This is a genomic window from Citrobacter sp. RHB21-C05 (assembly GCF_013889015.1).
Classification (GTDB): domain Bacteria; phylum Pseudomonadota; class Gammaproteobacteria; order Enterobacterales; family Enterobacteriaceae; genus Citrobacter_A; species Citrobacter_A sedlakii.
The window spans coordinates 1,302,393-1,327,251 of sequence record NZ_CP057611.1 but is presented as its reverse complement, the minus strand read 5'-3'; the positions used below and the strand labels follow the sequence as shown (position 1 = coordinate 1,327,251).

Below are 24,859 nucleotides of genomic sequence, written 5' to 3'. Positions count from 1 at the left end.
GTCCAACTCAATGCCCGATGGCGCTACGCTTATCGGGCCTGGGTAAAATCATCCCGGGATTACGCTATTTCTGCCAATACCACATCTTCATTGCGCTCAATGCGCTGCTCGCCATTATACAGACGGGCATTTTGCAGGCCGACAAACAGGCGTTCTCCGCGCGCCGGGGTATCGTCGCCCTGCATCACCACCGTCAGCGGTTCGTTATACCATCCCAGCGGCTGCACGACTAACTGGGTATAGTGGCCTTTCGGGCTGGCTTCGATCACCTGTACCGGCAATGGCGAGTCGAGACTGGTACGACGGCTAATGTCCACTTCCCACGGACGCAGGAACAGATCGACCGGCCCCTGATACGCAGGGGTATAACCCAGCGGCCAGCGGTGCGCGCCGACGTGGAACTGCGCGCCGCGAACAGTGCCCTGCAGTCGGTTCACCTCGCCCATAAACTCCAGCACGAAGCGGGTGGCCGGTTCGCGCCAGACCTGATCCGGCGCGTCGGCCTGTTCAATATGGCCCTGGCTCATCACCACGACCCGATCCGCCACTTCGGTCGCTTCTTCCTGATCGTGGGTCACAAACACGCTGGTGAATTTCAGCTCTTCATGCAACTGACGCAGCCAGCGCCTGAGCTCTTTACGCACCTGGGCATCCAGCGCGCCGAAGGGTTCGTCGAGCAATAAAATTTGCGGCTCAACGGCGAGCGCGCGCGCCAGCGCCACCCGCTGTTTCTGCCCGCCGGAAAGTTGCGCCGGAAAACGATCCGCCAGGTGCGCAAGTTGCACCATTTCCAGCAGTTTGGTCACTTTCGTCTTGATAGCGGCCGCATTCGGTCGTTCACGACGCGGCAGCACCGTCAGGCCAAAAGCGATGTTGTCAAAGACGGTCATATGGCGAAACAGCGCGTAGTGCTGAAACACAAACCCGACCTTACGGTCGCGGGCATGCAGGCGGCTGACATCAGTGCCGTGAAAACGAATATGCCCGCTGGTCTGATGCTCAAGCCCGGCGATAATCCGCAGCAGCGTGGTTTTACCAGAGCCGGACGGCCCCAGCAGCGCCACCATCTGACCAGAAGGAATATCCAGCGAGATATCGTTCAGCACCTGGGTGCGACCAAAAGACTTCTTAATATTGGCAATCTCAATGCTCATGATGTTCCTCCTGTTGCGCGCGTTTTTCCTGATTCTCCAGGCGCCATTGCAACATGCTCTTTAAAAACAGGGTAATAATCGCCATCAGCGTCAGCAGCGCGGCGGCGGTAAAGGAGCCAACGGTGTTATAGTCCTGCTCCAACAGCTCAATCTGTAACGGCAGCGACAGCGTTTCGCCGCGAATTGAGCCGGACACCACCGACACCGCGCCAAATTCGCCAATCGCCCGGGCGTTGGTCAGTACCACGCCGTACAGCAGCGCCCAGCGGATATTGGGCAGCGTTACGCGGCGGAACATCTGCCAGCCGGAAGCGCCGAGCAAAATCGCCGCCTCGTCCTCCTGACTGCCCTGACTGAGCATCACCGGCACCAGTTCTCGCACCACAAACGGACAGGTGACAAAGATAGTGACCAGCACCATCCCCGGCCAGGAGAACATAATTTGCAGGTTATGCTCGTCCAGCCAGCCGCCCAGCGGGCCGTTGGAACCATAGAACAGCAGATACACCAGCCCGGCGACCACCGGCGATACCGCAAACGGAATATCCAGCAGCGTGAGCAAAAGCTGGCGACCGGGAAAGTTAAAACGCGTCACCAGCCAGGCCAGCAGAACGCCAAACACCAGGTTCACCGGCACCGCGATCAGCGCAATCAGCACCGTCAGCCAGATGGCATGGAGCATGTCCGGGTCAGATAAATTCTCGATAACCGGCATCAGCCCACGGCTGAACGCCTGTACGAAGATGTAAATCATCGGCACCAGCAAAATGAACGCTGAAACCAGCATACCGACGCCAATCAGAAACCATTTTCCCCAGTTAATGCGGGGAGCGTCATAACGCTTCAATTGAGTAACTTCCGCCATTAGTGACCTACCACGCGTCGGCCAAAGCGACTTTGCAGAGTGTTAATCGAAAACAGCAGCAGCAGCGAAGCCGCGAGGATCACCGAAGCGATCGCGCTGGCGGCGGGGTAATCAAATTCCTGCAACCGCACGAAAATCATCAGCGACGTCACTTCCGTTTTCCAGGCGATATTCCCGGCGATAAAAATCACCGCCCCGAACTCGCCGAGGCTACGGGTAAAAGACAGGGCAACTCCCGCCACCAGCGCAGGCGACAGTTCCGGTAACACGACTTTACGAAAACTTTGCAGACGCGTTGCGCCCAGCGTTTCCGCCGCTTCTTCATATTCCGGGCCCAGTTCTTCCAGCACCGGCTGCACGGTGCGTACCACAAACGGAATGCTGGTAAAGGCCATCGCCACCGCAATCCCCAGCCAGGTATACGTAACTTTGATGTCGACGCTCGCCAAAAACTGGCCGTAAAAACCGTTGACTGAAAAAAGTGAAGCCAGCGTCAAACCTGCGACCGCGGTTGGCAAGGCGAACGGCAGATCCATCAGCGCGTCCAGCAGCGTGCGCCCCGGGAAACGGTAGCGGGTTAAGATCCACGCCATCAGCAGGCCAAATACGCCGTTAAAAATCGACGCCACGAACGCCGCCAGCAACGTCACTTTATAGGCTGCGACCACCTGCGGGTTAGTGATGACCTCCCAGTATTGCGCCCAGCTCATCTGCGAGAGCTGCATCACCAGCGCGCTCAGCGGCAACAGCAAAATCAGGCAGACGAACAGCAGGCTGGTGCCCAGGCTTAAGGTAAAGCCCGGCAGTACGCGTCTGGAGGAGACAGCAAACATTACTTACGCCCCGCCGCCAGCAGTTTGTCCAGTTCGCCGCCGCTGGCGAAATGGGTTTTCATGACATCCGGCCAGGCGCCAAACTTATCTTCCACGCGGAACAGTTCGGTCTGTGGGAATTGATCCTTCAGCTTATCCATGACTTCCGGGTTATTCACCCGGTAATAAAAACCGGTAATGATGGTCTGCGCCTGTGGGCTATACAGCCAGTTCAGGTACGCTTTCGCCGCTTTTTCCGTCCCGTTGGCTTGCACATTTTTATCGACCCACGCGACCGGGAATTCCGCCAGAATGTTGGTTTTCGGGATCACCACTTCAAAGCCCTGCGCTTCGTACTGTTTACGGATGTTGTTCACTTCGGACTCGAAGCTTATCAGCACATCGCCCAGCCCGCGTTCGGCGAACGTGGTGGTGGCGCCGCGTCCGCCGGTATCAAACACTTCGACGTTCTTCAGGAACTGAGTCATGAACTGCTCGGTTTTGGCTTTGTCGCCACCGTCAGCATTATCTGCCGCGCCCCAGGCCGCCAGATAGGTATAGCGCGCGTTACCGGAGGTTTTGGGGTTTGGGAAGATCAGCTTCACGTCGGAACGCACGAGATCGTTCCAGTCCTGAATGTTTTTCGGATTGCCTTTACGCACCAGGAAGCCCATCGTGGAATAGAATGGCGAGCTATTGTTCGGCAAACGGCTCTGCCAGTCCGCCGGGATCAGCTTGCCTTTATCATGCAGGATCTGCACGTCAGTGACCTGGTTATAGGTGACCACATCAGCTTTTAACCCCTGCAAAATCGCCAGCGCCTGTTTTGAAGAACCGGCATGAGACTGTTTGATGGTCAGCTTGTCGCCGCCGTTATCTTTCGCCCACTGTTGTTCAAATGGCGGGTTAAGGGCGGCAAACAGCTCGCGGGAAACGTCATAGGAGCTGTTAAGCAGTTCCGTCGCCTGCGCCTGCCCGACCAGCAACAGCGACGCAACCAGCGCCAGAGAGTTCTTTTTCAGTAAGTTAACGGCCATTGCGCACCCTTATAAAATTAATGACTTTCTAATAGCCATAATATTTATAACCAGTGTGAAAGGAGTAACGGTTTTATATACCGTTTGCTGATTTGAAAGTTGAAAAGGGAATAAGAGAACCCCTTCCGGTCAGCGGAAGGGGTGTAACGTCGGTCAGACGCCGACGCTGACGCTTTCCGGCAGCGTGCTGCCGCCGTCAATCACGTTTTGGGTGCCCGTGAGATAGCTGGACTCGTCGGAGGCCAGGAACGCCGCCAGTTCGCCCACTTCCAGCGGACAGGCCAGACGACGCAGTGGTATCGCCTTCGCCATTTCTGTCAGCACCGATTCCGGATCGTCCGCGTTGGACTGGCGGGCGATGCTTTCCGCCATTGGCGTACGTACGTAGCCCGGGCAAATGGCGTTCACGCGGATCCCCGATTGCGCAAATTCCACCGCCAGCGATTTGGTCAGGCCGACAATCGCCGCCTTCGACAACGCATAAGCAGTTTCACCCGGATCGGCCACCATATCGCCGGTCACCGAAGACATCATCACAATGCGGCCATCTTTACGTTTTACCATTTCCGGCAATACGGCTTTCGTGACGTTCCAGACGCCTTTAATGTTGACATCAATATGGAAGTCGCGATCTTCATCGCTCATCTCGAGGAAACCACCGAGGCGACACACGCCCGCGTTGTTGACGAGGATATCGATGCGTCCTTCCACCTCTTTCGCTCGCTTGATCGCTGCGGCGACAGACGCCGGATCCGTTACATCCGCCACCACGGCCGTGCAGCGATGACCGCGTCCACCCAGTTCGTCCGCCAGCTTTTCAATCTCATCGGAGATATCCAGCAGGATTAAGTTCGCGCCGTGGCGAGCAAACACTCTGGCGATCCCTTCGCCAATGCCCTTCGATGCGCCCGTAATCAATGCTGTTTTGCCCGTGAGTTTACCCATTTCAATGCTCTCCTTGTGAATATGAAGTCTTACACTCCATTAACAACGAAAATACATTAAAAACAGATAAGTGCTGAGGAACAGCTCACTAATTAAGGTAAATCTTAGGAAAAAATGCGCCGGAATCAATCCCGGAGCAGATTAATCAACTCACTGCTGCGTTCGATCATTCGTAATGACTCGACATCATTGCGCTGTACCAACCCGACAAAGAGCAGGTCGGTGACCGAGTTCTGAGCGGTACGCGTCGACATAGATGAACTGCGCCATGCCTTCTCACTCGAAACCGTGTCCAGCGTGTAATGCGCCAGCCGGCGCAGCGGGGAATCAGCAAGCGAAGTAATGGCAATCACCGTCGCCCCCCGTTCGCGCGCCGCTTGCGCGCAGAGTACGATCTCCTTTTTGGCGCCGCTGTAGGAGATCGCCAGTTGCACATCGCCCTTCTGCAACGCCTGCGCAACCGTCACCTGCACATGCGTATCCGCTTCACAGGCCACGCGATAGCCAATCTTCATCAGTTTAAACGACAGATCGCGTCCCACCAGCGCCGACCCGCCCAGTCCGGTTATCTGAATAAACCCGGCTCGACTGATGGTTTCAATCACCTGTTTCAGCCGGACAAAATCCATCAGGCCACTGGTCTCTTCCAGGGCGGATAATTTTTCGCGATTCAGCTTACGGGCAATGACCTCCAGGCTGTCTTCGCTGGTGATTGAGCTGTGCAGATGTAGCGCTTTATCCTGCTTTTTTTCGCGCCTGGCGCTGTTTTCCTCAATCAGCGCCATTCGTAATTCAGTAAACCCCTTCGCCCCCAGCTTTTGGGCAAATTTGACAATACTCGACTGGCTAACCTGCAACTGCTTCGCGAGCTGACGGGAGGAGACGGTTTTTAGCTCGTTGAGATGAGCCAACAGAAATTCAGCGATCTTGCGTTCATTGTCGGTAAATTCTGCTTCAGCGCTGCGTATTTTCGCCAGAAAAAACATGTCGTCTTACTCTCCCCTGTTAACGGATTTCTCAATTCTACCGCCTGCCCGGCAGGATACCCGATTGTTTACCAGAGTATGACTACCCTCACATTCTTCACACGGCAATTCAACGATTCCATTGCGATGTAAAACAGAGAATATATGATTCCATTCATTTTCCATAGTAGCAGCCCCGTTAAGCTGTAAAGTTTGTGGCGCTCTCGACAAAATGGCGGCGGTAGCATTCACCCGGGACCGGAGAAGGAATAAAGCGAATGGCAAAAGAAATCAGCGTTGATCTCCTGCAGGCAATCCTCTCCCGGGTTGGCGGAGCGGAAAACATTGCCCGGTGCGGAAACTGCATGACGCGTTTACGCCTGACGGTACATGACAGTCGTCTGATTGACGCCAGCATCAAAACGCTGGAGGGCATTAAAGGCGTGGTGCTGTCGGATAATCAGGTTCAGGTCATTTTTGGCCCCGGCAAAGCGCAGCGGGCAGCGGATGCCATGAATGCCCTCCTTGAAAACGGCGGCCCTGCCGTTACGGCTGGCGCGGCGGAGATTGCCGCAAACACCAAAAAGCAGATCAAAGCAAAACAGACCGCCGGCATTCAGCAGTTCCTCGCCAGGTTTGCCACTATCTTTACGCCGCTGATCCCCGGTTTTATTGCCGCAGGCCTGCTGCTGGGGATTGCCACACTTCTTGCTACGGTGCTGCACGTACCGGCAGATGCGCAGGGCGCCTTGCCCGACGCGCTGAACTTTATGAAGGTCTTCAGTAAAGGACTTTTCACCTTCCTGGTGATCCTGATTGGCTATAACGCCGCACAGGCCTTTGGTGGAACGGGCGTAAACGGCGCCATCATCGCCTCACTGTTTCTGCTGGGCTATAACCCCGCCGCGACCACCGGTTATTACGCAGGCATTGAGGATTTCTTTGGCCTGACAATCGATCCTCGCGGGAACATAATCGGCGTACTGATTGCGGCATGGGCAAGTGCGCGAATTGAGAACGTCATTCGCCGCTTTATGCCGGACGATCTCGATATGCTTCTGACCGCCACGCTGACCTTACTGGTCACCGCCGCGCTGGCCTACCTGGTGATTATGCCGCTCGGCGGCTGGCTGTTCGAAGGAATGTCCTGGCTGTTTATCCACCTCAACAGTAACCCGTTAGGCTGCGCCGTGCTGGCGGGGCTGTTTCTGGTTGCGGTGGTGTTTGGCGTCCATCAGGGGTTTATCCCGGTTTATCTGGCGTTAATGAGCAGTCAGGGATTTAACAGCCTGTTCCCTATTCTTTCTATGGCGGGCGCGGGTCAGGTCGGCGCGGCGCTGGCGCTCTACTGGCGCGCGGAAAAACACAGCGCCATCCGCAGCCAGATCCGCGGAGCGATAATCCCCGGGCTGCTCGGCGTCGGTGAACCGCTTATTTACGGCGTGACGCTGCCGCGAATGAAACCATTTATTACCGCCTGTCTGGGCGGCGCCGCAGGCGGGCTGTTTATCGGTCTGGTGGCCTGGTCAGGTTTGCCTATGGGGCTGAACAGCGCATTCGGTCCGTCAGGGCTGGTGGCCTTGCCTTTAATGACCTCTGCGCAAGGGATCCTGCCAGCCATGGCGGTGTACGCCGGAGGGATGCTGGTGGCTTACGTTGGCGGCTTTATTTTTACCGCGCTGTTTGGCTGCCGTAATGTCAATCTGGACTAAATTATGCGTAAACGTTTTCTGCTTATGTCCGCGCTGGCCCTGAGTTTTAGCCTTAGCGCAACCCCATTTCCGGTTCTTACGGAAAGTACGCCTGAAAAAGTCGGAATGGATACTGAACGTCTGAACAGGCTGGATAACTGGATAGCGCAACAGGTGGCGGCGGGCTATCCCGGGGTGAATCTGCTCATCGTGAAAGATAACCATATTGTCTATCGCAAGGCCTGGGGCGACGCCAAAAAATACGACGGTCATGTTCTGATGCCTCAGCCTATCAGGGCGACCACGGATACCCTGTACGACCTCGCCTCCAACACCAAAATGTACGCCACTAACTTTGCGCTGCAAAAGCTGATGTCAGAGGGCAAACTGCATCCGGACGATCTCGTTTCGACGTACATTCCTGGTTTTGCCGATGCGCCAGAAGATGTGATTAAAGGGAAGAATGCGTTACGGATTGCGGACCTGCTGCATCACTCCGGCGGCTTCCCTGCTGACCCGCAGTATCCGAACCAGGCCGTCGCCGGGAAACTGTACTCGCAGGATAAAGCCACGACGCTGGCGATGATCAAACGCACACCGCTGGAATACCGCCCCGGCACGAAGCATATTTACAGCGACGTCGACTATATGTTGTTGGGCTTTATCGTCGAGTCCATCACCGACCAGCCTCTCGACCACTATGTCGAAAACGCCATTTATCGTCCGCTGGGTTTAAGCCATACGGTGTTTAATCCCCTTCAGAAAGGCTTTCGTCCACCGCAGATCGCCGCGACGGAGCTGAACGGCAACACCCGTGATGGCGTGATTCATTTCCCGCACATTCGCACCACGACGTTATGGGGCGAAGTGCACGATGAAAAAGCCTACTACTCGATGGGAGGGGTCTCCGGCCACGCGGGACTGTTTTCCACCACCGGCGATCTCGCCGTACTGATGCAAACCATGCTCAACGGCGGCGGCTACGGCAACGTCAGATTGTTCAGCCCGGAGACGGTGAAAATGTTTACCCAACGCTCGGCGCAGGACGCCACGTTCGGCCTGGGCTGGCGGGTTAACGGGAATGCCAGCATGACGCCAACATTTGGCGCGTTGGCCAGTGCGCAGGCCTACGGTCACACAGGCTGGACGGGGACGCTTACCGTTATCGATCCGGTAAACCATCTGGCCATTGTGATGTTGAGCAATAAACCTCATTCACCGGTTGCCGATCCCCAAACGAATCCGAACCTGTTCAAGAGTGGCCTGCTGCCGATGGCGACATATGGGTGGGTAGTGGATCAGGTCTACGCGGCGATAAAATGACCGCATCGTACCGGATAGGGGTTCAAACAACGCCTTATCCGGCACGGCTTTCCTGATGGCGTTACGCTTATCAGGTTACAGGTTGATTCGCTTACAGCGCCAGCAGGCGATCCCGTGATGGGGCAAAGTAATAGCCGCCAGTCACCGGTTTGGTGAAGCGCAGCATCGCGTCACGTTTACCGTCGGTGTCACCGAACATGCTCAGCAACTGCTGCTCAATGTTATGCAGACGCGCGCAGTAAGCGCAGAAGTACAGGCCATGGGTGCCGCTCGCGGTGCCGTACGGCAGACTCTGGCGAACAATTTTCAGCCCTTTACCGTCTTCTTTAAGATCGACACGGCTCAGATGAGAGGTGGCCGGACGCGCGTCGCCGTCGATCTCTTCATTCGCGTCTTTCGTACGGCCAATCATCATTTCCTGATCGTGAACGCTCATGCGGTTGAGCTGCTTCAGGTTATGTTCCCAACGCTGCACGAACACATAGCTGCCGCCTGCATCCACACCGTCTTTAATGACCGCCACTTCACGACGCGTTTCTTCACCCGCCGGGTTTTCGGTACCGTCAACAAAACCACTGAGATCGCGCTCCTCCACCCAGCGGAAGCCATGGATTTCTTCCTGAACGTCAACGCAGTCGCCAAAGGCCTCCATCGCCGCCTGGGCTACGGAGAAATTCACATCGTGACGCAGGGAAAGAATGTGGATCAGGACGTCATACTGGGTGGCCGGTGCGAGTCCCTTACCGTAAGGGATGAAATTTTTCAGCTCTTCGGCCCCGACGCCGCCGCTCAGCGCACGCCAGGTGTCGTGTCCAAAAGCCACGACCGCGCCCAGATGCGCCTCGGGAAATTTCGCTTCAAACGTCGCCAGCTTATCGGCGAAGACTTTGCTGGCGCTGCGCAGTGCGTCAACGTCGCCTTTAACATTCGCTTCAATCCAAATCGCGGCGCGGCAATGTTCTGGCAAAATGCCACTCTGAACCTGAGACATCATTCCTCCTGGAAAATGAGAATGCCACGCGGTCGTGGCATTGATGGAGGCTATTTTACCCTGTTTTTACGCGCAGCGGTTTGTTCAGACGCAAATTAACGACGCCAGATTATCTTGCTGACTTTCCATTCTTTAAGCGTGTCATCAGACGGCATTAAGCCTTCCGGCCCATGCCATTCGCCGGAAAAGAGATAGCTAATATGCTGACTGCCTTGCGCTTTACACTCCACCGCGACGCGGTCGTCATCAGTGGCTGGCTGGCAGTTGCCAAAGGCTTTGCTGTAGAGATCGCTAAACGGCGTGCCCACGTCGACCCCGGCTTCGGAAGGAATGTCGCTGTCGAGAACATCGATGCGGCTAAGGGTGCCTTGTTCGCCATTAATGACCATCGCCACCTTGTCGTCCTTCATGGCTTCAAAAAAGCGCACGACGTTGCCGTTGGCGATTTTCATTCCGCTGCGCAGGCGATAATCCCCGTCCAGCGCGTCGGCTATCGCCTGTTCATTAAGCGGCGTGGCGGCAGTCAATGCGCCAACGCCCTGCTCGGTCACCTCCGTCGAGGAGCCAAACCAGTTCCACGGATTCGCCGCAGACCAGTTTACAGACGAGAGCGTCGAACACCCGGTCAGCGCCAGCGGCATCGCACATAACATCAAACGCAGCGATTTCATCACACTTCCTTCTTTATTCATCATCGTTGCTTGGAGTCCCGGTTCGCCAAAAAGTGCCGTTATTCTTTTTCAAGGGTGAAGCAGGCGCGTAACCGACGATGGGAGATCAGCCAGATCAACGCCACGACATCCGCCACCACCAGCGCCAGACTGACGCCGTTAACCGCTTCCCCTTGCAGCCATAGCACAAGCTGCCAGCCCAGCAGCACCGCCTGCGCCAGGATCAGTGCCGCGTAAAGCCCTCGCCAGATCGCAGGAAAAGCGTAGCGCCGCCCGCTAAGAAGGAAAGCCAGCACCGCCGGGACGCCAGGCAGCAATCCAAGCCAGAAATTATCGTGATCGGGATAAAACAAATTCAGCAGCGTATTGCCCTGTTCCCGGGAGGAACCGGCAATCACAAACAGCACCCAGGTTCGGGCCTGCAGCAACAATACCAGCCAGAACAGCGCAGGCAGGCGCAAATGGCCATGCGCGTCGTAATCAGCAGGATGAAACTCAGTATTCTTCATCTTCGATCAGGCGCTTACCCAAACAGAGCACGTCCGTATGTTCATAGCCCAGCCGTTCGTACATGCCGAGCACCACGTCGTTATCCTCGCGCACCATGATCTGCACCTTTGGACAACCACGCGCAATGAGCTTCTTTTCCAGCCGGTTGAGCAGCGCGTTGGCGATACCACGTCCCCGGAACTCCGGGTGCACGCCAAGATAATAAGCGGATCCGCGATGGCCGTCGTATCCCCCCATCACCGTCCCGACCACCTCGCCGCTGACTTCAGCCACGAGGAACAGGCTGACATCATGATTGAGCTTACGCTCAATATCCATTTCAGGATCGTTCCACGGACGCAGCAGATCGCAGCGCTCCCAAAGGGTGATCACCTCTTCGAAATCTTCCTGGCGAAAAACGCGTATCTCCATGGTATTTGCCGCCTTTTCGGGTCTAAAAACCAAGATTATGGCGCAAAGCGTTGATTCAGCCAATATCTGACGCGAAGCGGTGAAAAAAATGGCATAATAGCGAGCTGTCATGTATTGAAATGAAAAGTAAAACAATTCTCAACATCAACAGTCGTAACGGATTACGCGATACGATATAACATCTGGATTAAATATTTTTACAACTCAGGCCGTATGAGCACTTTTAAACCCCTAAAAACACTCACATCGCGCCGCCAGGTGCTGAAAGCCGGGCTGGCTGCCCTGACCATTTCGGGGATGACCCACGCCACAGCAAAAGAAGCTCCCCTGAAAACCAGCAACGGACACAGCCTGCCCGCGAAAAAAAAATCGGGCGGCAAGCGGATCGTGGTGCTGGACCCCGGCCACGGCGGCATTGATACCGGCGCGATTGGTCGCAACGGCTCGAAAGAGAAACATGTCGTGCTGGCGATCGCCAAAAATGTACGTTCAATATTACGCAGCCAGGGAATCGACTGCCGCCTGACGCGTTCGGGGGATACGTTTATCCCTCTGTACGATCGCGTGGAAATCGCTCATAAGCACGGCGCCGATCTGTTTATGTCGATCCACGCCGACGGTTTTACAAACCCAAGCGCCTCAGGCGCGTCAGTGTTCGCATTGTCTAATCGCGGCGCCAGTAGCGCAATGGCGAAATACCTTTCCGACCGCGAAAACCGCGCCGACGAGGTGGCCGGTAAAAAAACCACCAACAGGGATCACCTGTTACAACAGGTGCTGTTCGACCTGGTGCAGACGGACACCATTAAAAACAGCCTGACGCTTGGATCGCACATTCTTAAGAAGATCAAACCCGTGCACAAGCTGCACAGCCGTTCCACGGAACAGGCGGCGTTTGTGGTGCTAAAATCACCGTCAATACCGTCGGTGCTGGTGGAAACCTCCTTTATCACGAATCCGGAAGAAGAGCGACTGCTGGGCACTGCGGCGTTCCGGCAGAAAATCGCGACCGCCATCGCCAATGGCGTCGTCAGTTATTTCCACTGGTTCGATAACCAGAAAGCTCATTCGAAGAAACGCTGAATATGAAACCCGATGCACAACGCGTTAAACAGTTCCTGCTGACCTTGCAGGACACCCTTTGCCAGCAGCTCAGCGCCATTGACGGCGCGACATTCATTGAAGACAGCTGGCAGCGTGAAGCTGGCGGCGGTGGACGCAGTCGGGTACTGCGTAACGGCGGCATTTTTGAGCAGGCGGGCGTAAATTTTTCCCATGTCCATGGCGAGGCGATGCCCGCTTCCGCCACGGCCCATCGTCCTGAGCTGGCCGGACGCAGTTTCGAAGCGATGGGCGTCTCGCTGGTGGTGCACCCGCTCAACCCGTACGTTCCCACCAGCCACGCTAACGTGCGCTTTTTTATTGCCGAAAAGCCCGGTGCCGATCCGGTCTGGTGGTTCGGCGGCGGTTTTGACCTCACGCCCTACTACGGTTTTGCCGACGATGCCGTTCACTGGCACCGGACCGCGCGCGATCTGTGTCTGCCGTTTGGCGACGAGCTCTACCCCCGCTATAAAAAATGGTGTGACGACTACTTTTTCCTGAAGCATCGCAATGAGCAGCGCGGCATCGGCGGGCTGTTTTTTGACGATCTGAACACACCGGATTTCGATCGCTGTTTCGCCTTTATGCAGGCGGTGGGGAACGGTTATGCCGACGCCTACCTGCCGATCGTCGAACGTCGCAAAGCGATGCCCTGGGGCGAGCGCGAGCGTAACTTCCAGTTGTATCGTCGCGGGCGTTATGTGGAATTTAACCTGGTCTGGGATCGCGGTACCCTGTTTGGGTTACAGACAGGCGGACGCACCGAATCGATTTTGATGTCGATGCCGCCGCTGGTGCGTTGGGAGTACGACTGGCAGCCGGAAGACGGTAGCCCGGAAGCCGCATTGAGTGACTTTATTCAGGTACGCGACTGGGTGTGAGTCGCGCCGCTTCGCAGGCTGGATAAGCGGCGCGCCATGCGGCAATCACGCAGCCGCCATTGCCTCACATCCACTGGCGCATTCGTTGATGTAACGTCGACGACGGCTTCTCGGCAAACAACTGCTGGTAGTCGGTGGCGAACTGGCCCAAGTGCCAGAATCCCCACTGCATCGCGGCGTCCTTGACCGTGGCGCTTTGCGACCACGGACTGATCAGTTCGCGGCGCACCGCGTTCAGGCGGATCCTTTTCAACCACGCGTTTGGGCCAATCCCCAAAATAGCGTGAAACGCATTCTGCAACGTGCGACGGCTGACGTGCAGTTGATTGCACAGATCCAGCACCGTCAGCGGCTCAGACATGTTTTCCAGCACATACTCCCGCGCCCGCGACAGCAGCCTGCGGTAGCCCTGATGGCTAACGCTTTCCGCCGTATGAATTGGCTGCGCCTCTTCCAGCATCGTCCCCATCGCCATTAGCAGGTTATCGCCAAGCACTTTTCGTACGGCGGGCTGATGGAGATTCTCCGGATTCTCGCTAAACGTCGCCAGCGCCTGCTGAACAAAGCCCCACAGCGCCGCTTTGTGCTGCTCTTTGACCTCCAGCGCCGCCTGGCTGCGCAGCATATGTAGCACCCGCTCCGGGTTATGTAAAAAGTTGGCCTGCCGGGAGATCACATCTTCCGAAATCACCACCCCAAGAATGGTGTAATCGTCCGGGGTACTCAGTTCAAACTCGGTACCACCCGGCCGGGTCGCAATCTCCGCGCTGCCGAGGCACTGGCTGCCAATAAACCCCTGCTCGCCGCGCGTCGCCGGAATACCAAACCAGAAAGAGTTCGGCCAGACCAGACACGACTGGCGCAGCGCCAGTCCGGTGTATTCACGGAACACCTGAATATCATCGAGCAGGATTTCCGTGAACTCGCCATGAAATTTGCCGGGATGCAGTTGATCGTAAATCTGCTGCCAGGCGGTAATAGTCAGGGCGTGCTCATACACGTCCGTGGTTCGCCGCTGGTGAACGTTGTCCACTTCCACCTTCGGCGTCAGTTTTACGTCTTCGGGTAATGCTTCATGATAAAGATGGTGCAAGTTAGCTGTACGGGTCTTTTTCATGATCTTTATGCCGGACGCCTGTTGAGACGCCCGGCCCTCCGACAGATTAATTTTTTATGCGATAGCGACTGCTGCGTTTACGCAACGCCCCGTCCGTAAAAAGCTGCTCCAGCGCCGCCCGGGCCTGCTCCAGCGGCCAGCCAAAGTGCGCGGCGACCTCGCCCGCCGTCATGCCCTGACGCACCCCGGCGAGTTTTGCCAACAGCGCATCGGCGTTGTCCGGTACGCCAGGCGGCTGCGGCGCCGTTTTCGGCGCGGGAGGCGCCGATGCACGCTGAAACCCGCCGATCAGCCACTGGGTGTCATCCTCGGGCCGCCCAATCTCTTTTCGGCTGATGACGCGTCCGGTGCGCTGCGCCGCGGCGCTTCCGGCATCCAGCGCCGCCCGACAGGCCGCCAGATCGCCCTCCACTACCAGCGTCACCTTGCCAGGGTCAAGCACTTCGTGATTCAGCAGCGTAACGTTGGCGGCTTTCAGCATGGCATCCGCGGCATCCACCGCCGCGACCATGCCCTCCACTTCCAGTAATCCCAGCGCATTGATCATCGGCAACCTCCGTTACGCGCGCTGGATGGGACTACGGGCGATATCCAGAACCGCATCGGTAAAGGCATTGCAGGCCGCTTTACAGGCCGCCTGGCTCCCGGTTAAAAACGCAGCGGAATAGTTGGTTTCCGACGGCGGCGGCACGTAGGTCACCAGTTGAACATCGGCAGATTTCATCGCCGCATCAATACCAAAGGTCGCCTCCAGCGGCGGCGCAACCAGATAAGCGATCGGATCGCCCAGCGCAATCCCCGCGGTTGACGAGAGATACGAACCGGTGCGCGACACCACGTGAGCGAGAAATGCCGTATCTTCCGCATCGTTCGCCCACTGGAACGCAGCGCCGCTTTCAATATGGGCGACCATCGCGTCCAGTCCGGCGCGAACCTCCGCCGGGTTTGGTCCGCCGAGCATAATCAGCACTTCTCCGGCGGTAGGCGACGGGCCGTGGGCAGCGCCGGCGTATAGCGAGCGGCCATACACCACTTCCACCATCGCCTGTTTCGTCGCTTCGTCTGCGGCAATATACGTCACGTCGTCAGAGTCTGCCGTGATGAGACCGAGGCTACGTATATGCGACGGTAATTTCAGTTCGCGCGCAAACCCGTCGTTTACGGAAGCAATCACGCGCATCGCGCTGACCGAGGGTCGAATCAAATCTAATGCTGGCATGATGCCTCCTTTAACGGGTCATGTTGATGCCGGACGCCTTTTGCTCCAGCATTCGTTTGGCCAAATCGACAATGACGGCGGCCGCTTCGACCGGCGGGGTGCCGCCCTGGTGGATGTTCGAAATACAGGTGCGATCGGCTTCCACGGTGGTCGCCACACGCGGGGAATAGACCGCGTAGCAGGAGAGACTTTCTGACTGTCCCAGCCCTGGACGTTCGCCGACCAGCAGAACAACCACCTTCGCACCGAGGATCTCGCCGATCTGATCTTCTATCTTCACGCGGCCATAGCGCACAAAGAACGGCGTGCCGACCTTCAGCCCCGCCTGCTTCAGCCCGGCGAGAAGCGGCGGCAAAATCTCCTCATAGTTGGCAGTGATCGCATCAGTGGAAAGACCGTCGGATACCACCACCTGCACGTCCGGACTCATCACGCACTGCGCTTTCAGCGCCTCGACCGCTTCCGGACTCAGCCGACGCCCCATGTCCGGGCGGGTCAGATACAGGTTTTTGTCGCTGATTTCCGAACGCACCTCCAGCAACCCCTGGGCTTTCACCCACTCTTCCGGCACCTCTTTCAGCACCGTGTCTTTCGAACGCGAGTGATCGGCGAGAAAGCGCAGCAGCGCCTGGGTGCGTGGGCGCGGCCCGGCGCGCCCCGTGCAAACCCGCGCGGCGGTGCTACGACGCAGCTCTGTGAGCACGTCGGCGCGGTGCGGATGCTCAACGCCAATCCACGCTTTGGCTTGTGCGGATCCTAAATCGACCTCACAGCTTTCGCTGGCGACGGGCGTCGCGCACTGCGGCTTATGGCATCCCTGCGCGGACGGCGCGGCGGTTTGTGGCGCATCCTGGCCCATTGACGCCATCACGCTACGTACAATTTCTTCAATCTGTTTTTGATCCATGGTGTCTCATCCCCGCGTCATCAGAAGAACAGTGACGGATCGCCCGCCCGTTTGGTCAGACGACCGTTTGCCATAATGCCCATCGTTTCCAGCCAGCGTTCAAACTCCGGCGACGGGCGCAGGTTCAGCAGCTGGCGCACGGTTGCGGTGTCGTGGAAGGCGGTGGTCTGATAGTTGAGCATGATGTCGTCGCCGAGCGGCATGCCCATGATGTAGTTGCAGCCGGCGGTGGCGAGCAAAATCATCAGGTTTTCGTTGAGGTTCTGATCGGCATCGGCATGGTTGGTGTAGCAGCAGTCGCAGCCCATCGAAATGCCGCTCAGCTTGCCCATAAAGTGATCTTCCAGGCCCGCACGAATAATCTGGCGATCGTTATAGAGGTACTCCGGCCCGATAAAGCCCACCACCGTATTAACGAGGAACGGATCGTAGTGCCGCGCCAGCCCGTAGTTACGCGCTTCCATTGTCACCTGATCCGCGCCAAAGTTAGCGCCAGCGGAAAGCGCCGAACCTTGCCCGGTTTCAAAGTACAGGCAGTTTTCCCCGGCGATGCGGTTGAATTCCGCCCCCACCGCGCGCGCTTCATCCAGCATCGCCAGCTCGACGCCAAACTCTTTTAATCCCTTCTCGCTGCCGCAAATACTCTGGAAGATCAGCCCGCCCGGCGCGCCGCGACGGATCGCTTCGATCTGGGTCGTCACATGCGCCAGCACGCAGCCCTGGGTCGGGATGTTGAACTTGTCGATGACGCCGTAAACGGTATCCAGCACGCGGCTTAAGTTTTCCACGTCGTCGGTGACCGGGTTGACGCCAATCACCGCATCGCCTGCGCCAAAAGAAAGCCCTTCATAGATTTGCGCGGCAATACTCTGCACATCGTCGCGGGTGTCGTTCGGTTGTAAGCGGCAGCTAAAGGTGCCTGGAATACCGATCGTGGTATTGGCTTTTTTAATCACCGGCATTTTCTTGCCGCCGTAAATCAGATCGGCGTTGGAACAAATTTTCGCCACCGCCGCCACCACTTCAGAGGTGAGCCCTTTACGGGTAAAAGCGATGTCGTCAACGGATGTTTCGTCGCTCAACACGTACTCGCGCAGTTCGCTGATGCTCCAGTTTTTAATGCGGTTATAAGCGGTTTCGTTGACGTCATCCTGGATCAGACGCGTCACGCAGTCCTCCTCATAGGCAATCACCGGATTATTGCGAATATCCGCCACTGTCATTTCTGACAGTACCTGTTTCGCCGCCACGCGCTCCTGCGAACTTTGCGCTGCGACGCCTGCCAGCACATCCCCCGAACGCAGTTCGTTGGCCTTTGCCAGCACCTCTTTAACATCCTTAAACTGATATACATTGCCGAACAATGTGGTCTTTAGTTTCATAAGTCGTTCCCTCAGGAAGGAAATGCGAGTGATTTCACCGTCACCGGCACAACCGATCCGCCAAAAAGAGGCGTACCAATGTCGATATAGTCCCCCGCCCGCACGACCACCTCATCGATGACCGCCAGCGGGAGTTGCTGTAACTGCGGGCGCAACAACATGCCCAGGGCTTTACCAAAATCCTGCTCGGCCACCACCAGCAGGGGATGCGGATTGGGAAAACGCGCGACAAAGGCGGTCAGCGCGTCGATGACCGACAGTAACGCGGCGTAACGCACCGGAAGCGAGGCGGGCAGCGCCAGCACGTAAGCGTCGTTTTGGGGATCGAGATCGAGTTGAATGAGCGCCTGCTGCCAGGCATGCAACAGATCCGCGTCATCCTGCGGGATCGCCACTGGCAGATTGCGCAGCGGCAGTTGAACGTCGTCCAGCCAAATCGTACTGCCGGACAGCGACAGCGTATGCGCCCCCGCGCCGATCACCGTGGCCCGTACGGTCTGCGCCGGAAACTGCACGTTCATCTCCCGCAGGCGGGGATGTTCGTGCAGCGCCGTCGCTAACAGCGGTCCGATGTCAGCAAAACAGAACGGATCGGCGGGCAGGTTGCGGTAGCATTCGCCCACTCCGCCGGAAAGCGTAATCACATCTGGTTTCGCCCCGGCAGGCAGCAGCGCGGTTTGCATCAGCGCCTGCGCCAGCGGTGACGGCGTGCCGTCAATGATTTCCACAATCAGTTCCGCCATCCGCTGCGTCACCTCAACGACCTGCGCCACAGTAAGTGTGCGGGCGTCAGTTCCTTCGCCGAACAGCGCTGCGACGATCTTCTGACCGGGTTGGTGAGCGTAAACCACGCGTCCCTGGCCGTCGGTTTCCAGCAGACGGCCCCCCACATTCAGGCAGGCGGTACCGGTGACCTTTCCGGCATCAAACAGCGCGTAGTTCGACGTCCCGCCGCCGATGTCGATATTGAGCACCCGACACATCCGCTGCTCTGAAAGGGTTTGCGCGCCCGCGCCGTGTCCGGCAATCACCGACTCCAGATGGGGACCGGCGCTGGCGACGACAAAGTCGCCGAGCGACTGCGACAGCGCCATCACCGCCCCGCGCGCATTACGGGTTTTCGCGCTCTCGCCGGTGATGATGATCGCCCCGGAGTCCACGGTTTCCGGCGCGATGCCGGCCGCCTGGTATTGTTCAAGGATTAATGCCCTGAGTTCGGCCTCTTTTAACCCACCCTGCTTATCGACAGGCGTAAAGAAAACCGGGCTTTGCCAGCTAATTTCGCGTTTAATGAATTCGTAACGAGGCACCTGCGACACCGCCGCGCGGTTGACCAGTTCCAGTCGTGAGAAGATCACCTGGGTGGTGGTGGTGCCAATATCGATACCAACGCTCAGTAGCTGGCGAGTGTTCACGATTGCGCCTCCACGTCGATTTCTGCCGGGACATTTTCATCCTTTGGCACCAGCATCATCGCCACGCCAATCGCCGTGACGCCGCCAATGAGCTTGCCGACAATCATCGGGAAAATCATCGCGTTCATGTTGGCTGCCGCGAAGCCTAAGTGGTCGCCCAGCGCGAAAGCGGCAGAGACGGCAAATGCGCAGTTGATCACTTTGCCGCGGGTATCCATCTGCTTCATCATGCCGAACATCGGGATATTGTTCGCCAGCGTCGCCACCATGCCGCCCGCCGCCATATTGTTGATTTTGAGCAGGCCGCCGACGCGCATCAGTGGTTTTTCGAACCAGCGGGTCAGCAACAGCACCATCGGATAAGCGCCGAGCAGCACGCAGGAGATAGAACCGATCACTTCGATGGCGCGCATCACCTCGCCGGGCGTGTCGCCAGGGGCCATGAAGATCGGATCAAGCCCTGGGATCAGATCCCAACCGAGCAGGAATTTGATCACCGCCGCCGCCAGGCCGATAGTGATTAGCGCCACGAGGAATTTGGCGAAGATCTGGAAGCCGCTGATCATCTTTTCCGGAATGAACTTCAACCCCAGCGCCACCAGCACCGCAACGATGATCACCGGGATCATGTTCATCAGGATCAGCGCGAAGGTAAACTCCACCGGCTGACCGTTGATCTCAACGCCGGAATACATTGCCACCAGCCCCCCGGCGATACAGCCGATGGGGATCGTCACGATGCCCGCCAGCACGCCGAGCGCCAACCAGCGGCGATCAGACGGCTCAATGATCCCCAGCGCCACCGGAATAGAGAAGACGATGGTGGGCCCCATCATCGCGCCGAGAATTAACCCTGAGTATAGCCACGCCGCCACATCGCCGCCCGCCAGCTCTTTGGCGAGGAAGAAACCGCCCATGTCGCAGGCCAGCAGCGTACCGGCGAACATTGACGGGTTCGCACCGAGCATTTCATACAGCGGAATAATCACCGGTCCGAGCAATTTCGCTAACACCGGCGCCAGCGCGGTCATACCGACCATGGCCAACCCCAGCGCGCCCATCGCCATAAAACCTTCTTCAAACTGTCCACCGGACCCTTCAATGCTTTTGCCGAATTTTCCGAGGAAACGCGCTGAACCGCCGAACTGTGACAGGATCCTGTCCACGGCGGCAATCAGCATAAAGAACATCATGATGTACATGATGATTTCGTTAATTCCCATAGCCTCTACTCCCTGTCTTTTGTGATTCGTGGGCCTGATGGCGCTGCGCTTATCAGGCTGTTAATGTGCCGCCGTGTACAGGTCGATAATCTGTTCCCGGCTGGCGGTGCGTGGGTTGGTGCGCAGACAAATATCCTCCAGCGCCCCCGTCGCCCAGCCGCTGTAATGTGCTGCTTCCGCGCCTGCGTCGCCGAGGCGCGTCGTCAGGCCCACTTCGGCGATCAGATCGCTCACCGCCGTGATGGCATCGCGATCGTCCGATTTCTTATTGGTCAACGCCCGCCCGATATGCGTAAAGCGTTCACGGCACACCATTCGGTTAAACCCCATGACCGTTGGCAGCAGCATGGCATTCGCCTGGCCGTGAGGGATGTGCAGCGTCGCCCCCGGCTGGTGCGCCATCGCATGGCACAGCCCCAGTCCGGCGCTGGAAAACGCCATGCCCGCCATACAGGAGGCAAGCAGCATACTTTCGCGCGCGGCGAGATCGTGTCCGTAGCCCACCGCTTTCGGCAGCGATTTGCCGATCATCGCTATCGCGCCAATCGCCAGGCTGTCAGTAAACGGGGAGGCATTCAGCGCGCTGTACGCTTCCACCGCGTGAGTGAGCGCATCAATACCGGTCATTGCCGTGACCGATGACGGCACGCCTTCGGTCAGCGCGGCGTCAAGAATCGCCAGATCCGGCATCAAAGAGGCATGCGCCAGCACCTGTTTGCGCCCGCTCGCCGCGTCGGTAATCACCGTGACGTTGGTGGTTTCCGATCCGGTACCGGCGGTGGTAGGCACCGCGATCAGCGGCAGGCGCGGACGCAGCGTGCTGGTTTCCGTCATCTCTGCCAGCGTCAGGCTGGGATTGGTGACCAACAGCGCGACCGCTTTTGCCGCATCCAGCACGGATCCGCCGCCAAACGCCACCACGCCGTCGCATTTAGCCTCGCGCAGCTGCGCAACCGCGGCACAGACGTCGGTAATACAGGGTTCCCCTGGTGGACACGACCAGACCGTCATCGCCACGCCCTTCATCGCCAGGCTGCGCTCAAGCGGCGCGGTCAATCCGGCCTGATGCAGAAAACTGTCAACCATCACAAACAGATGGCTGAGTTCGCGCGTCTGCGCTTCCTGTCCGCAAGCGCTCAACGCGCCGAGTCCACACAGCGTGACCGGCGGAACGCTAAAGGTTTTCACGCGTTGCAGATTCAGGGTATCGAATGCCTGAAAGAGCGCCGTCTGCAAGTCAGCTTGCATAGATTCCCTCCGCTTTCTCTTTCCCGCTGTTAGCGATAGCCAGCGGCGTCATAAACAGGCTGTGTTGGGGCAGATGCACCTGTAAAGTCGGGAAACGCTGGCGAAACAGTTCGCCCACCCCCGGCTGCATGCAGGAACCGCCCGCCAGCCACAGATCGTTAATCCCCTGCCCTTCAATGTGCCGGGCGACAATCTCCGCCATTTTTTCGTACACCGGCTTAACCACCGGCCAAATCTCCTGCGCATTGCTGCGCTTGTACTGTTCGGCGTCCTCCAGCGAGATGCGCCGGTTTCCGGCAAGGGTCAGTGAAATGTGATGACCACCGGTCGCTTCGTCGGCGGACCAGGTCACGTCCCCCCGCTTCACGATGGCGATGCCGGTCGTGCCGCCGCCGATATCCACCACGCCGGCGTTATCGAGTTGCAGCAGATCCGCCACTGCAGTCGGTTCATCCAGCACGTGGCTCACCTCCAGCCCGGCCGACTCCAGCACGTTGATTGAAATGCGCGGATCGGTGCCCGGCGGGAATGAGGTCGCCGCATGGGTGAAGCGGCAGCCGAGCCGTTTTTCGAGCGTCTCGAGATGACGGCGCACCAGGGTGACCGCGCCGAAGAAATCCCAGACGATGCCGTCACGCACGACGTCAGCCCAGTCGAGGCACACCGCGACGGGCTGCGCGTCGCCGTCGACGACCATCGACACTACGTCGCAGGTGCCCAAATCCACGCCCAGCCACAGCGGAGACTCGCTGTCAGCGGGCGTCTGATTACAGAGCTGCGCGGCTTTTTGCAGTCGCGGCGTCAGCCAGCGTTGTTCGTCGTGCGCCATGTTTTATCCCTTAAACGATTCTGAACGCATCCACCAGCACGCAACGACGCAGACGCACAAAGGTGCGCGCGCTGGTGACCCCTTCCCCGGTTGGCGTAGTGATGGTCATCGTGGTCCAGCCTTCGCCGCCCAGCCCCAGCCCGGCAATGCACGGCCCGTTTTTGACGAAAATGCTGGTATCAATGGCGTTGGCCATCTGGTTCATGTTGTCGATATTGCGCGAGTGCATAGCCGCCGTATGGTGACAGCCGCCTTCCAGCTCAACCGCCAACGCGATCGCCTCATCGACATTTGCCACCCGTACGACCGGCAGCACCGGCATCATCAGTTCGGTGACGGCAAACGGATGGCTGGCGGGCGTTTCGACAAACAGCAACCGGGTTGGCTCAGGCACCTTCAGACCAATGGCTGCCGCGATTTTCGCCGCGTCACGGCCCACCCAGTCACGGCTGACGGTGCCTTTGCCGCGTTCATCAATGTTTTTCAGCAGTACCGGCTGAAGCTGTTCGGCCTGCGCGGCGGTCAGTTTCACCGCCTGTTGGCCTTCCATCAGGCGCATCAATTCGTCGGCAACGCTGTCGACGACAATCAATACCTTCTCGTCGGCGCAAATAATGTTGTTATCAAAGGACGCGCCTTTCACGATGGATTCGGCGGCGCGCGCGAGGTCGGCGGTCTCATCCACCACCACCGGCGGATTACCGGCCCCTGCGGCAATCAGCCGCTTGTTGGTGTGTTTACGGGCGGCTTCGACGACCGCTTCGCCGCCAGTGACCACCAGCAGGCCGATGCCCGGGTACTTAAACAGCCGTTGGGCGGTTTCGATATCCGGATTCGCCACCGTGACCAGCAGGTTCTCCGGGCCGCCCGCCGCCACCACAGCCTGGTTGAGCAGGGTGATGGCGCGCTGTGAAACGCCTTTCGCCGCCGGATGCGGGGCAAACACCACGCTGTTGCCGGCAGCAATCAGGCTGATGGCGTTATTAATCACCGTCGCCGCCGGGTTGGTGGACGGCGTCACCGAGGCCACCACGCCCCACGGCGCGTTTTCAATCAGGGTCAGTCCGTTATCACCGGTCAGTACCTGCGGCGACAGACATTCCACACCCGGCGTGCCGCGCGCCTGGGCGATATTTTTGGCCACTTTATCTTCGACACGGCCCATGCCGGTTTCTTTAACGGCAAACTCCGCCAGTTCTCTGGCGTGTTTTTCGCCCGCCTCACGAATGGCGTGAATCGCAAGCTGGCGCATCGCCACGCTTTTCAGCCCCTGCTGGGCGATTTTTGCGGCTGCCACCGCATCATCCAGGGAGGCAAAAACGCCCATTTCATGAACGGCGGCCACCGGATGGCTGCTGTCCTTCATTTTCAGCAGCACCGCTTTTACCACCTGTTCAATGTCCTGTTGATTCATGATGTTCAGTCCTATTTATGGAAAATCACCTGACCGCCCGCCACCACTTCATCGACGATGCCAATGACGCACAGATCCACTGGCGAGGCTTCACTGCGGTGCGCCTGACGCGCCGAGCTGCCGCTGACCAGCAGTACCCATTCGCCGGTTCCCGCGCCGATACTGTCGATAGCGACAGCGCACTGCCCGTCCGGGTTGCCCGCAGCATCAATCATCTCGACCATCAGCAGCTTGTCGTGGGCCAGTCCCTGATGGCGGACGGTGCAGACGATTTGTCCTGTAACGACAGCCAGTTTCATACCCGCCTCCTTGTTGCCGGATGACCGCGCCTGGCGCCTTATCCGGCCTACACAATCCGAACGCCGTGGGTGGTCTCCCGTAGGCCGGATAAGCACAGCGCCATCCGGCACCACGTTTCATGCTTAGATGTTGCTGTCGCCTTTGAAGCTGATCGGGAAGACTTCTTCCAGATCGCCATGCGGACGTGGGATAACATGTACTGAGACCAGCTCGCCAATGCGCTGCGCGGCGGCGGCGCCAGCATCCGTTGCCGCTTTGCACGCCGCGACGTCGCCGCGCACCATCGCGGTCACCAGACCACCACCAATCTGCTTCACACCAACCAGTTTCACGCGCGCGGCTTTCACCATCGCATCAGAGGCCTCAATCAGTGCAACCAGGCCCCGGGTTTCAATCATTCCTAAAGCTTCCATTGTGTTTTCCTCTCATGGGGTCCAGAACGGGA

General features: G+C 58.0%; 26 protein-coding genes. 4 read left to right on the top strand and 22 right to left on the bottom strand.

Annotation, left to right across the window (positions count from 1 at the left end):
• Positions 1–59: 59 nt before the first annotated feature.
• The 6 genes from cysA to murR form a co-directional block, all read right to left on the bottom strand.
• The gene (gene cysA, locus HVX72_RS06340) at positions 60–1,154 is read right to left on the bottom strand and encodes a sulfate/thiosulfate ABC transporter ATP-binding protein CysA (RefSeq protein WP_181822786.1); all 1,095 of its coding nucleotides are present in this window, start codon (positions 1,152–1,154) and stop codon (positions 60–62) included.
• Positions 1,144–2,019 (bottom strand): sulfate/thiosulfate ABC transporter permease CysW, encoded by an 876-nt coding sequence (gene cysW, locus HVX72_RS06335; RefSeq protein ID WP_042290850.1) that lies wholly within the window; start codon positions 2,017–2,019, stop codon positions 1,144–1,146. Before cysW ends, cysA begins: the two co-directional genes overlap by 11 nt.
• Positions 2,019–2,852 carry a sulfate/thiosulfate ABC transporter permease CysT gene (gene cysT / locus HVX72_RS06330; protein ID WP_042290851.1) on the bottom strand — a complete coding sequence of 278 codons (834 nt, stop codon included), beginning with the start codon at positions 2,850–2,852 and terminating at the stop codon, positions 2,019–2,021. Before cysT ends, cysW begins: the two co-directional genes overlap by 1 nt.
• Positions 2,852–3,868 (bottom strand): thiosulfate/sulfate ABC transporter substrate-binding protein CysP, encoded by a 1,017-nt coding sequence (gene cysP, locus HVX72_RS06325; protein WP_042290852.1) that lies wholly within the window; start codon positions 3,866–3,868, stop codon positions 2,852–2,854. Before cysP ends, cysT begins: the two co-directional genes overlap by 1 nt.
• Positions 3,869–4,021: 153 nt before the next feature.
• Positions 4,022–4,813, bottom strand: coding sequence for an SDR family oxidoreductase UcpA (gene ucpA, locus HVX72_RS06320; RefSeq protein ID WP_042290853.1), 792 nt, complete (start codon positions 4,811–4,813; stop codon positions 4,022–4,024).
• A gap of 125 nt (positions 4,814–4,938) precedes the next feature.
• The gene (gene murR, locus HVX72_RS06315) at positions 4,939–5,799 is read right to left on the bottom strand and encodes an HTH-type transcriptional regulator MurR (protein ID WP_042290854.1); all 861 of its coding nucleotides are present in this window, start codon (positions 5,797–5,799) and stop codon (positions 4,939–4,941) included.
• 257 nt (positions 5,800–6,056) lie between these two features.
• Between murR and murP the strand changes: the two genes are divergently transcribed.
• Both murP and pbp4b read left to right on the top strand, forming a co-directional pair.
• Positions 6,057–7,490 (top strand): PTS N-acetylmuramic acid transporter subunit IIBC, encoded by a 1,434-nt coding sequence (murP, locus tag HVX72_RS06310; protein ID WP_181822785.1) that lies wholly within the window; start codon positions 6,057–6,059, stop codon positions 7,488–7,490.
• A 3-nt stretch (positions 7,491–7,493) separates the two neighbouring features.
• Positions 7,494–8,792 (top strand): penicillin binding protein PBP4B, encoded by a 1,299-nt coding sequence (gene pbp4b, locus HVX72_RS06305; protein ID WP_181822784.1) that lies wholly within the window; start codon positions 7,494–7,496, stop codon positions 8,790–8,792.
• 91 nt (positions 8,793–8,883) lie between these two features.
• Here the strand turns inward: pbp4b and HVX72_RS06300 are convergent, their stop codons facing one another.
• The 4 genes from HVX72_RS06300 to HVX72_RS06285 form a co-directional block, all read right to left on the bottom strand.
• The gene (locus HVX72_RS06300; protein ID WP_042290859.1) at positions 8,884–9,783 is read right to left on the bottom strand and encodes a Dyp-type peroxidase; all 900 of its coding nucleotides are present in this window, start codon (positions 9,781–9,783) and stop codon (positions 8,884–8,886) included.
• Between the two features lie 95 nt (positions 9,784–9,878).
• Entirely contained in the window at positions 9,879–10,454 is a 576-nt protein-coding gene (locus HVX72_RS06295; RefSeq protein WP_042290861.1) for an RpoE-regulated lipoprotein, read from the bottom strand.
• Positions 10,455–10,513: 59 nt separating this feature from the next.
• Entirely contained in the window at positions 10,514–10,963 is a 450-nt protein-coding gene (locus HVX72_RS06290) for a DUF2919 domain-containing protein (protein WP_060570560.1), read from the bottom strand.
• Positions 10,950–11,375, bottom strand: a complete 426-nt coding sequence (locus HVX72_RS06285) for a GNAT family acetyltransferase (RefSeq protein ID WP_181822783.1) — start codon at positions 11,373–11,375, stop codon at positions 10,950–10,952. The genes HVX72_RS06290 and HVX72_RS06285 overlap by 14 nt, the downstream gene beginning before the upstream one ends.
• A 213-nt stretch (positions 11,376–11,588) precedes the next feature.
• On the opposite strand from HVX72_RS06285, the gene amiA reads away from it, so the two are divergent.
• Positions 11,589–12,458, top strand: a complete 870-nt coding sequence (gene amiA / locus HVX72_RS06280) for an N-acetylmuramoyl-L-alanine amidase AmiA (protein ID WP_181822782.1) — start codon at positions 11,589–11,591, stop codon at positions 12,456–12,458.
• A 2-nt stretch (positions 12,459–12,460) separates the two neighbouring features.
• The gene (gene hemF / locus HVX72_RS06275) at positions 12,461–13,360 is read left to right on the top strand and encodes an oxygen-dependent coproporphyrinogen oxidase (RefSeq protein WP_042290866.1); all 900 of its coding nucleotides are present in this window, start codon (positions 12,461–12,463) and stop codon (positions 13,358–13,360) included.
• A 64-nt stretch (positions 13,361–13,424) separates the two neighbouring features.
• Here the strand turns inward: hemF and eutR are convergent, their stop codons facing one another.
• The 12 genes from eutR to eutM all read right to left on the bottom strand — a co-directional run bounded on the left by eutR (position 13,425) and on the right by eutM (position 24,827).
• Entirely contained in the window at positions 13,425–14,477 is a 1,053-nt protein-coding gene (eutR, locus tag HVX72_RS06270) for an HTH-type transcriptional regulator EutR (protein ID WP_181822781.1), read from the bottom strand.
• Between the two features lie 46 nt (positions 14,478–14,523).
• The gene (eutK, locus tag HVX72_RS06265) at positions 14,524–15,024 is read right to left on the bottom strand and encodes an ethanolamine utilization microcompartment protein EutK (RefSeq protein ID WP_181822780.1); all 501 of its coding nucleotides are present in this window, start codon (positions 15,022–15,024) and stop codon (positions 14,524–14,526) included.
• Positions 15,025–15,036: 12 nt separating this feature from the next.
• A complete protein-coding gene (eutL, locus tag HVX72_RS06260) occupies positions 15,037–15,696 on the bottom strand; it encodes an ethanolamine utilization microcompartment protein EutL (protein ID WP_042290871.1) in 660 nt (219 codons plus the stop codon).
• Positions 15,697–15,706: 10 nt separating this feature from the next.
• Positions 15,707–16,603, bottom strand: coding sequence for an ethanolamine ammonia-lyase subunit EutC (gene eutC, locus HVX72_RS06255; protein WP_181822779.1), 897 nt, complete (start codon positions 16,601–16,603; stop codon positions 15,707–15,709).
• Between the two features lie 20 nt (positions 16,604–16,623).
• Positions 16,624–17,985 carry an ethanolamine ammonia-lyase subunit alpha gene (gene eutB / locus HVX72_RS06250; protein WP_012906585.1) on the bottom strand — a complete coding sequence of 454 codons (1,362 nt, stop codon included), beginning with the start codon at positions 17,983–17,985 and terminating at the stop codon, positions 16,624–16,626.
• An 11-nt stretch (positions 17,986–17,996) separates the two neighbouring features.
• A complete protein-coding gene (gene eutA, locus HVX72_RS06245; protein ID WP_060570556.1) occupies positions 17,997–19,400 on the bottom strand; it encodes an ethanolamine ammonia-lyase reactivating factor EutA in 1,404 nt (467 codons plus the stop codon).
• A complete protein-coding gene (gene eutH / locus HVX72_RS06240; protein ID WP_042290876.1) occupies positions 19,397–20,623 on the bottom strand; it encodes an ethanolamine utilization protein EutH in 1,227 nt (408 codons plus the stop codon). Before eutH ends, eutA begins: the two co-directional genes overlap by 4 nt.
• A 60-nt stretch (positions 20,624–20,683) precedes the next feature.
• Positions 20,684–21,871, bottom strand: a complete 1,188-nt coding sequence (eutG, locus tag HVX72_RS06235; RefSeq protein ID WP_042290877.1) for an ethanolamine utilization ethanol dehydrogenase EutG — start codon at positions 21,869–21,871, stop codon at positions 20,684–20,686.
• A complete protein-coding gene (eutJ, locus tag HVX72_RS06230; protein ID WP_042290878.1) occupies positions 21,861–22,700 on the bottom strand; it encodes an ethanolamine utilization protein EutJ in 840 nt (279 codons plus the stop codon). The genes eutG and eutJ overlap by 11 nt, the downstream gene beginning before the upstream one ends.
• Positions 22,701–22,710: 10 nt before the next feature.
• On the bottom strand, positions 22,711–24,114 hold the full coding sequence (locus HVX72_RS06225; protein WP_181822778.1) for an aldehyde dehydrogenase family protein: 1,404 nt from the start codon (positions 24,112–24,114) through the stop codon (positions 22,711–22,713).
• Between the two features lie 11 nt (positions 24,115–24,125).
• Entirely contained in the window at positions 24,126–24,413 is a 288-nt protein-coding gene (gene eutN, locus HVX72_RS06220) for an ethanolamine utilization microcompartment protein EutN (RefSeq protein WP_042290880.1), read from the bottom strand.
• Between the two features lie 123 nt (positions 24,414–24,536).
• A complete protein-coding gene (gene eutM, locus HVX72_RS06215) occupies positions 24,537–24,827 on the bottom strand; it encodes an ethanolamine utilization microcompartment protein EutM (RefSeq protein ID WP_000387720.1) in 291 nt (96 codons plus the stop codon).
• Positions 24,828–24,859 lie beyond the last annotated feature (32 nt).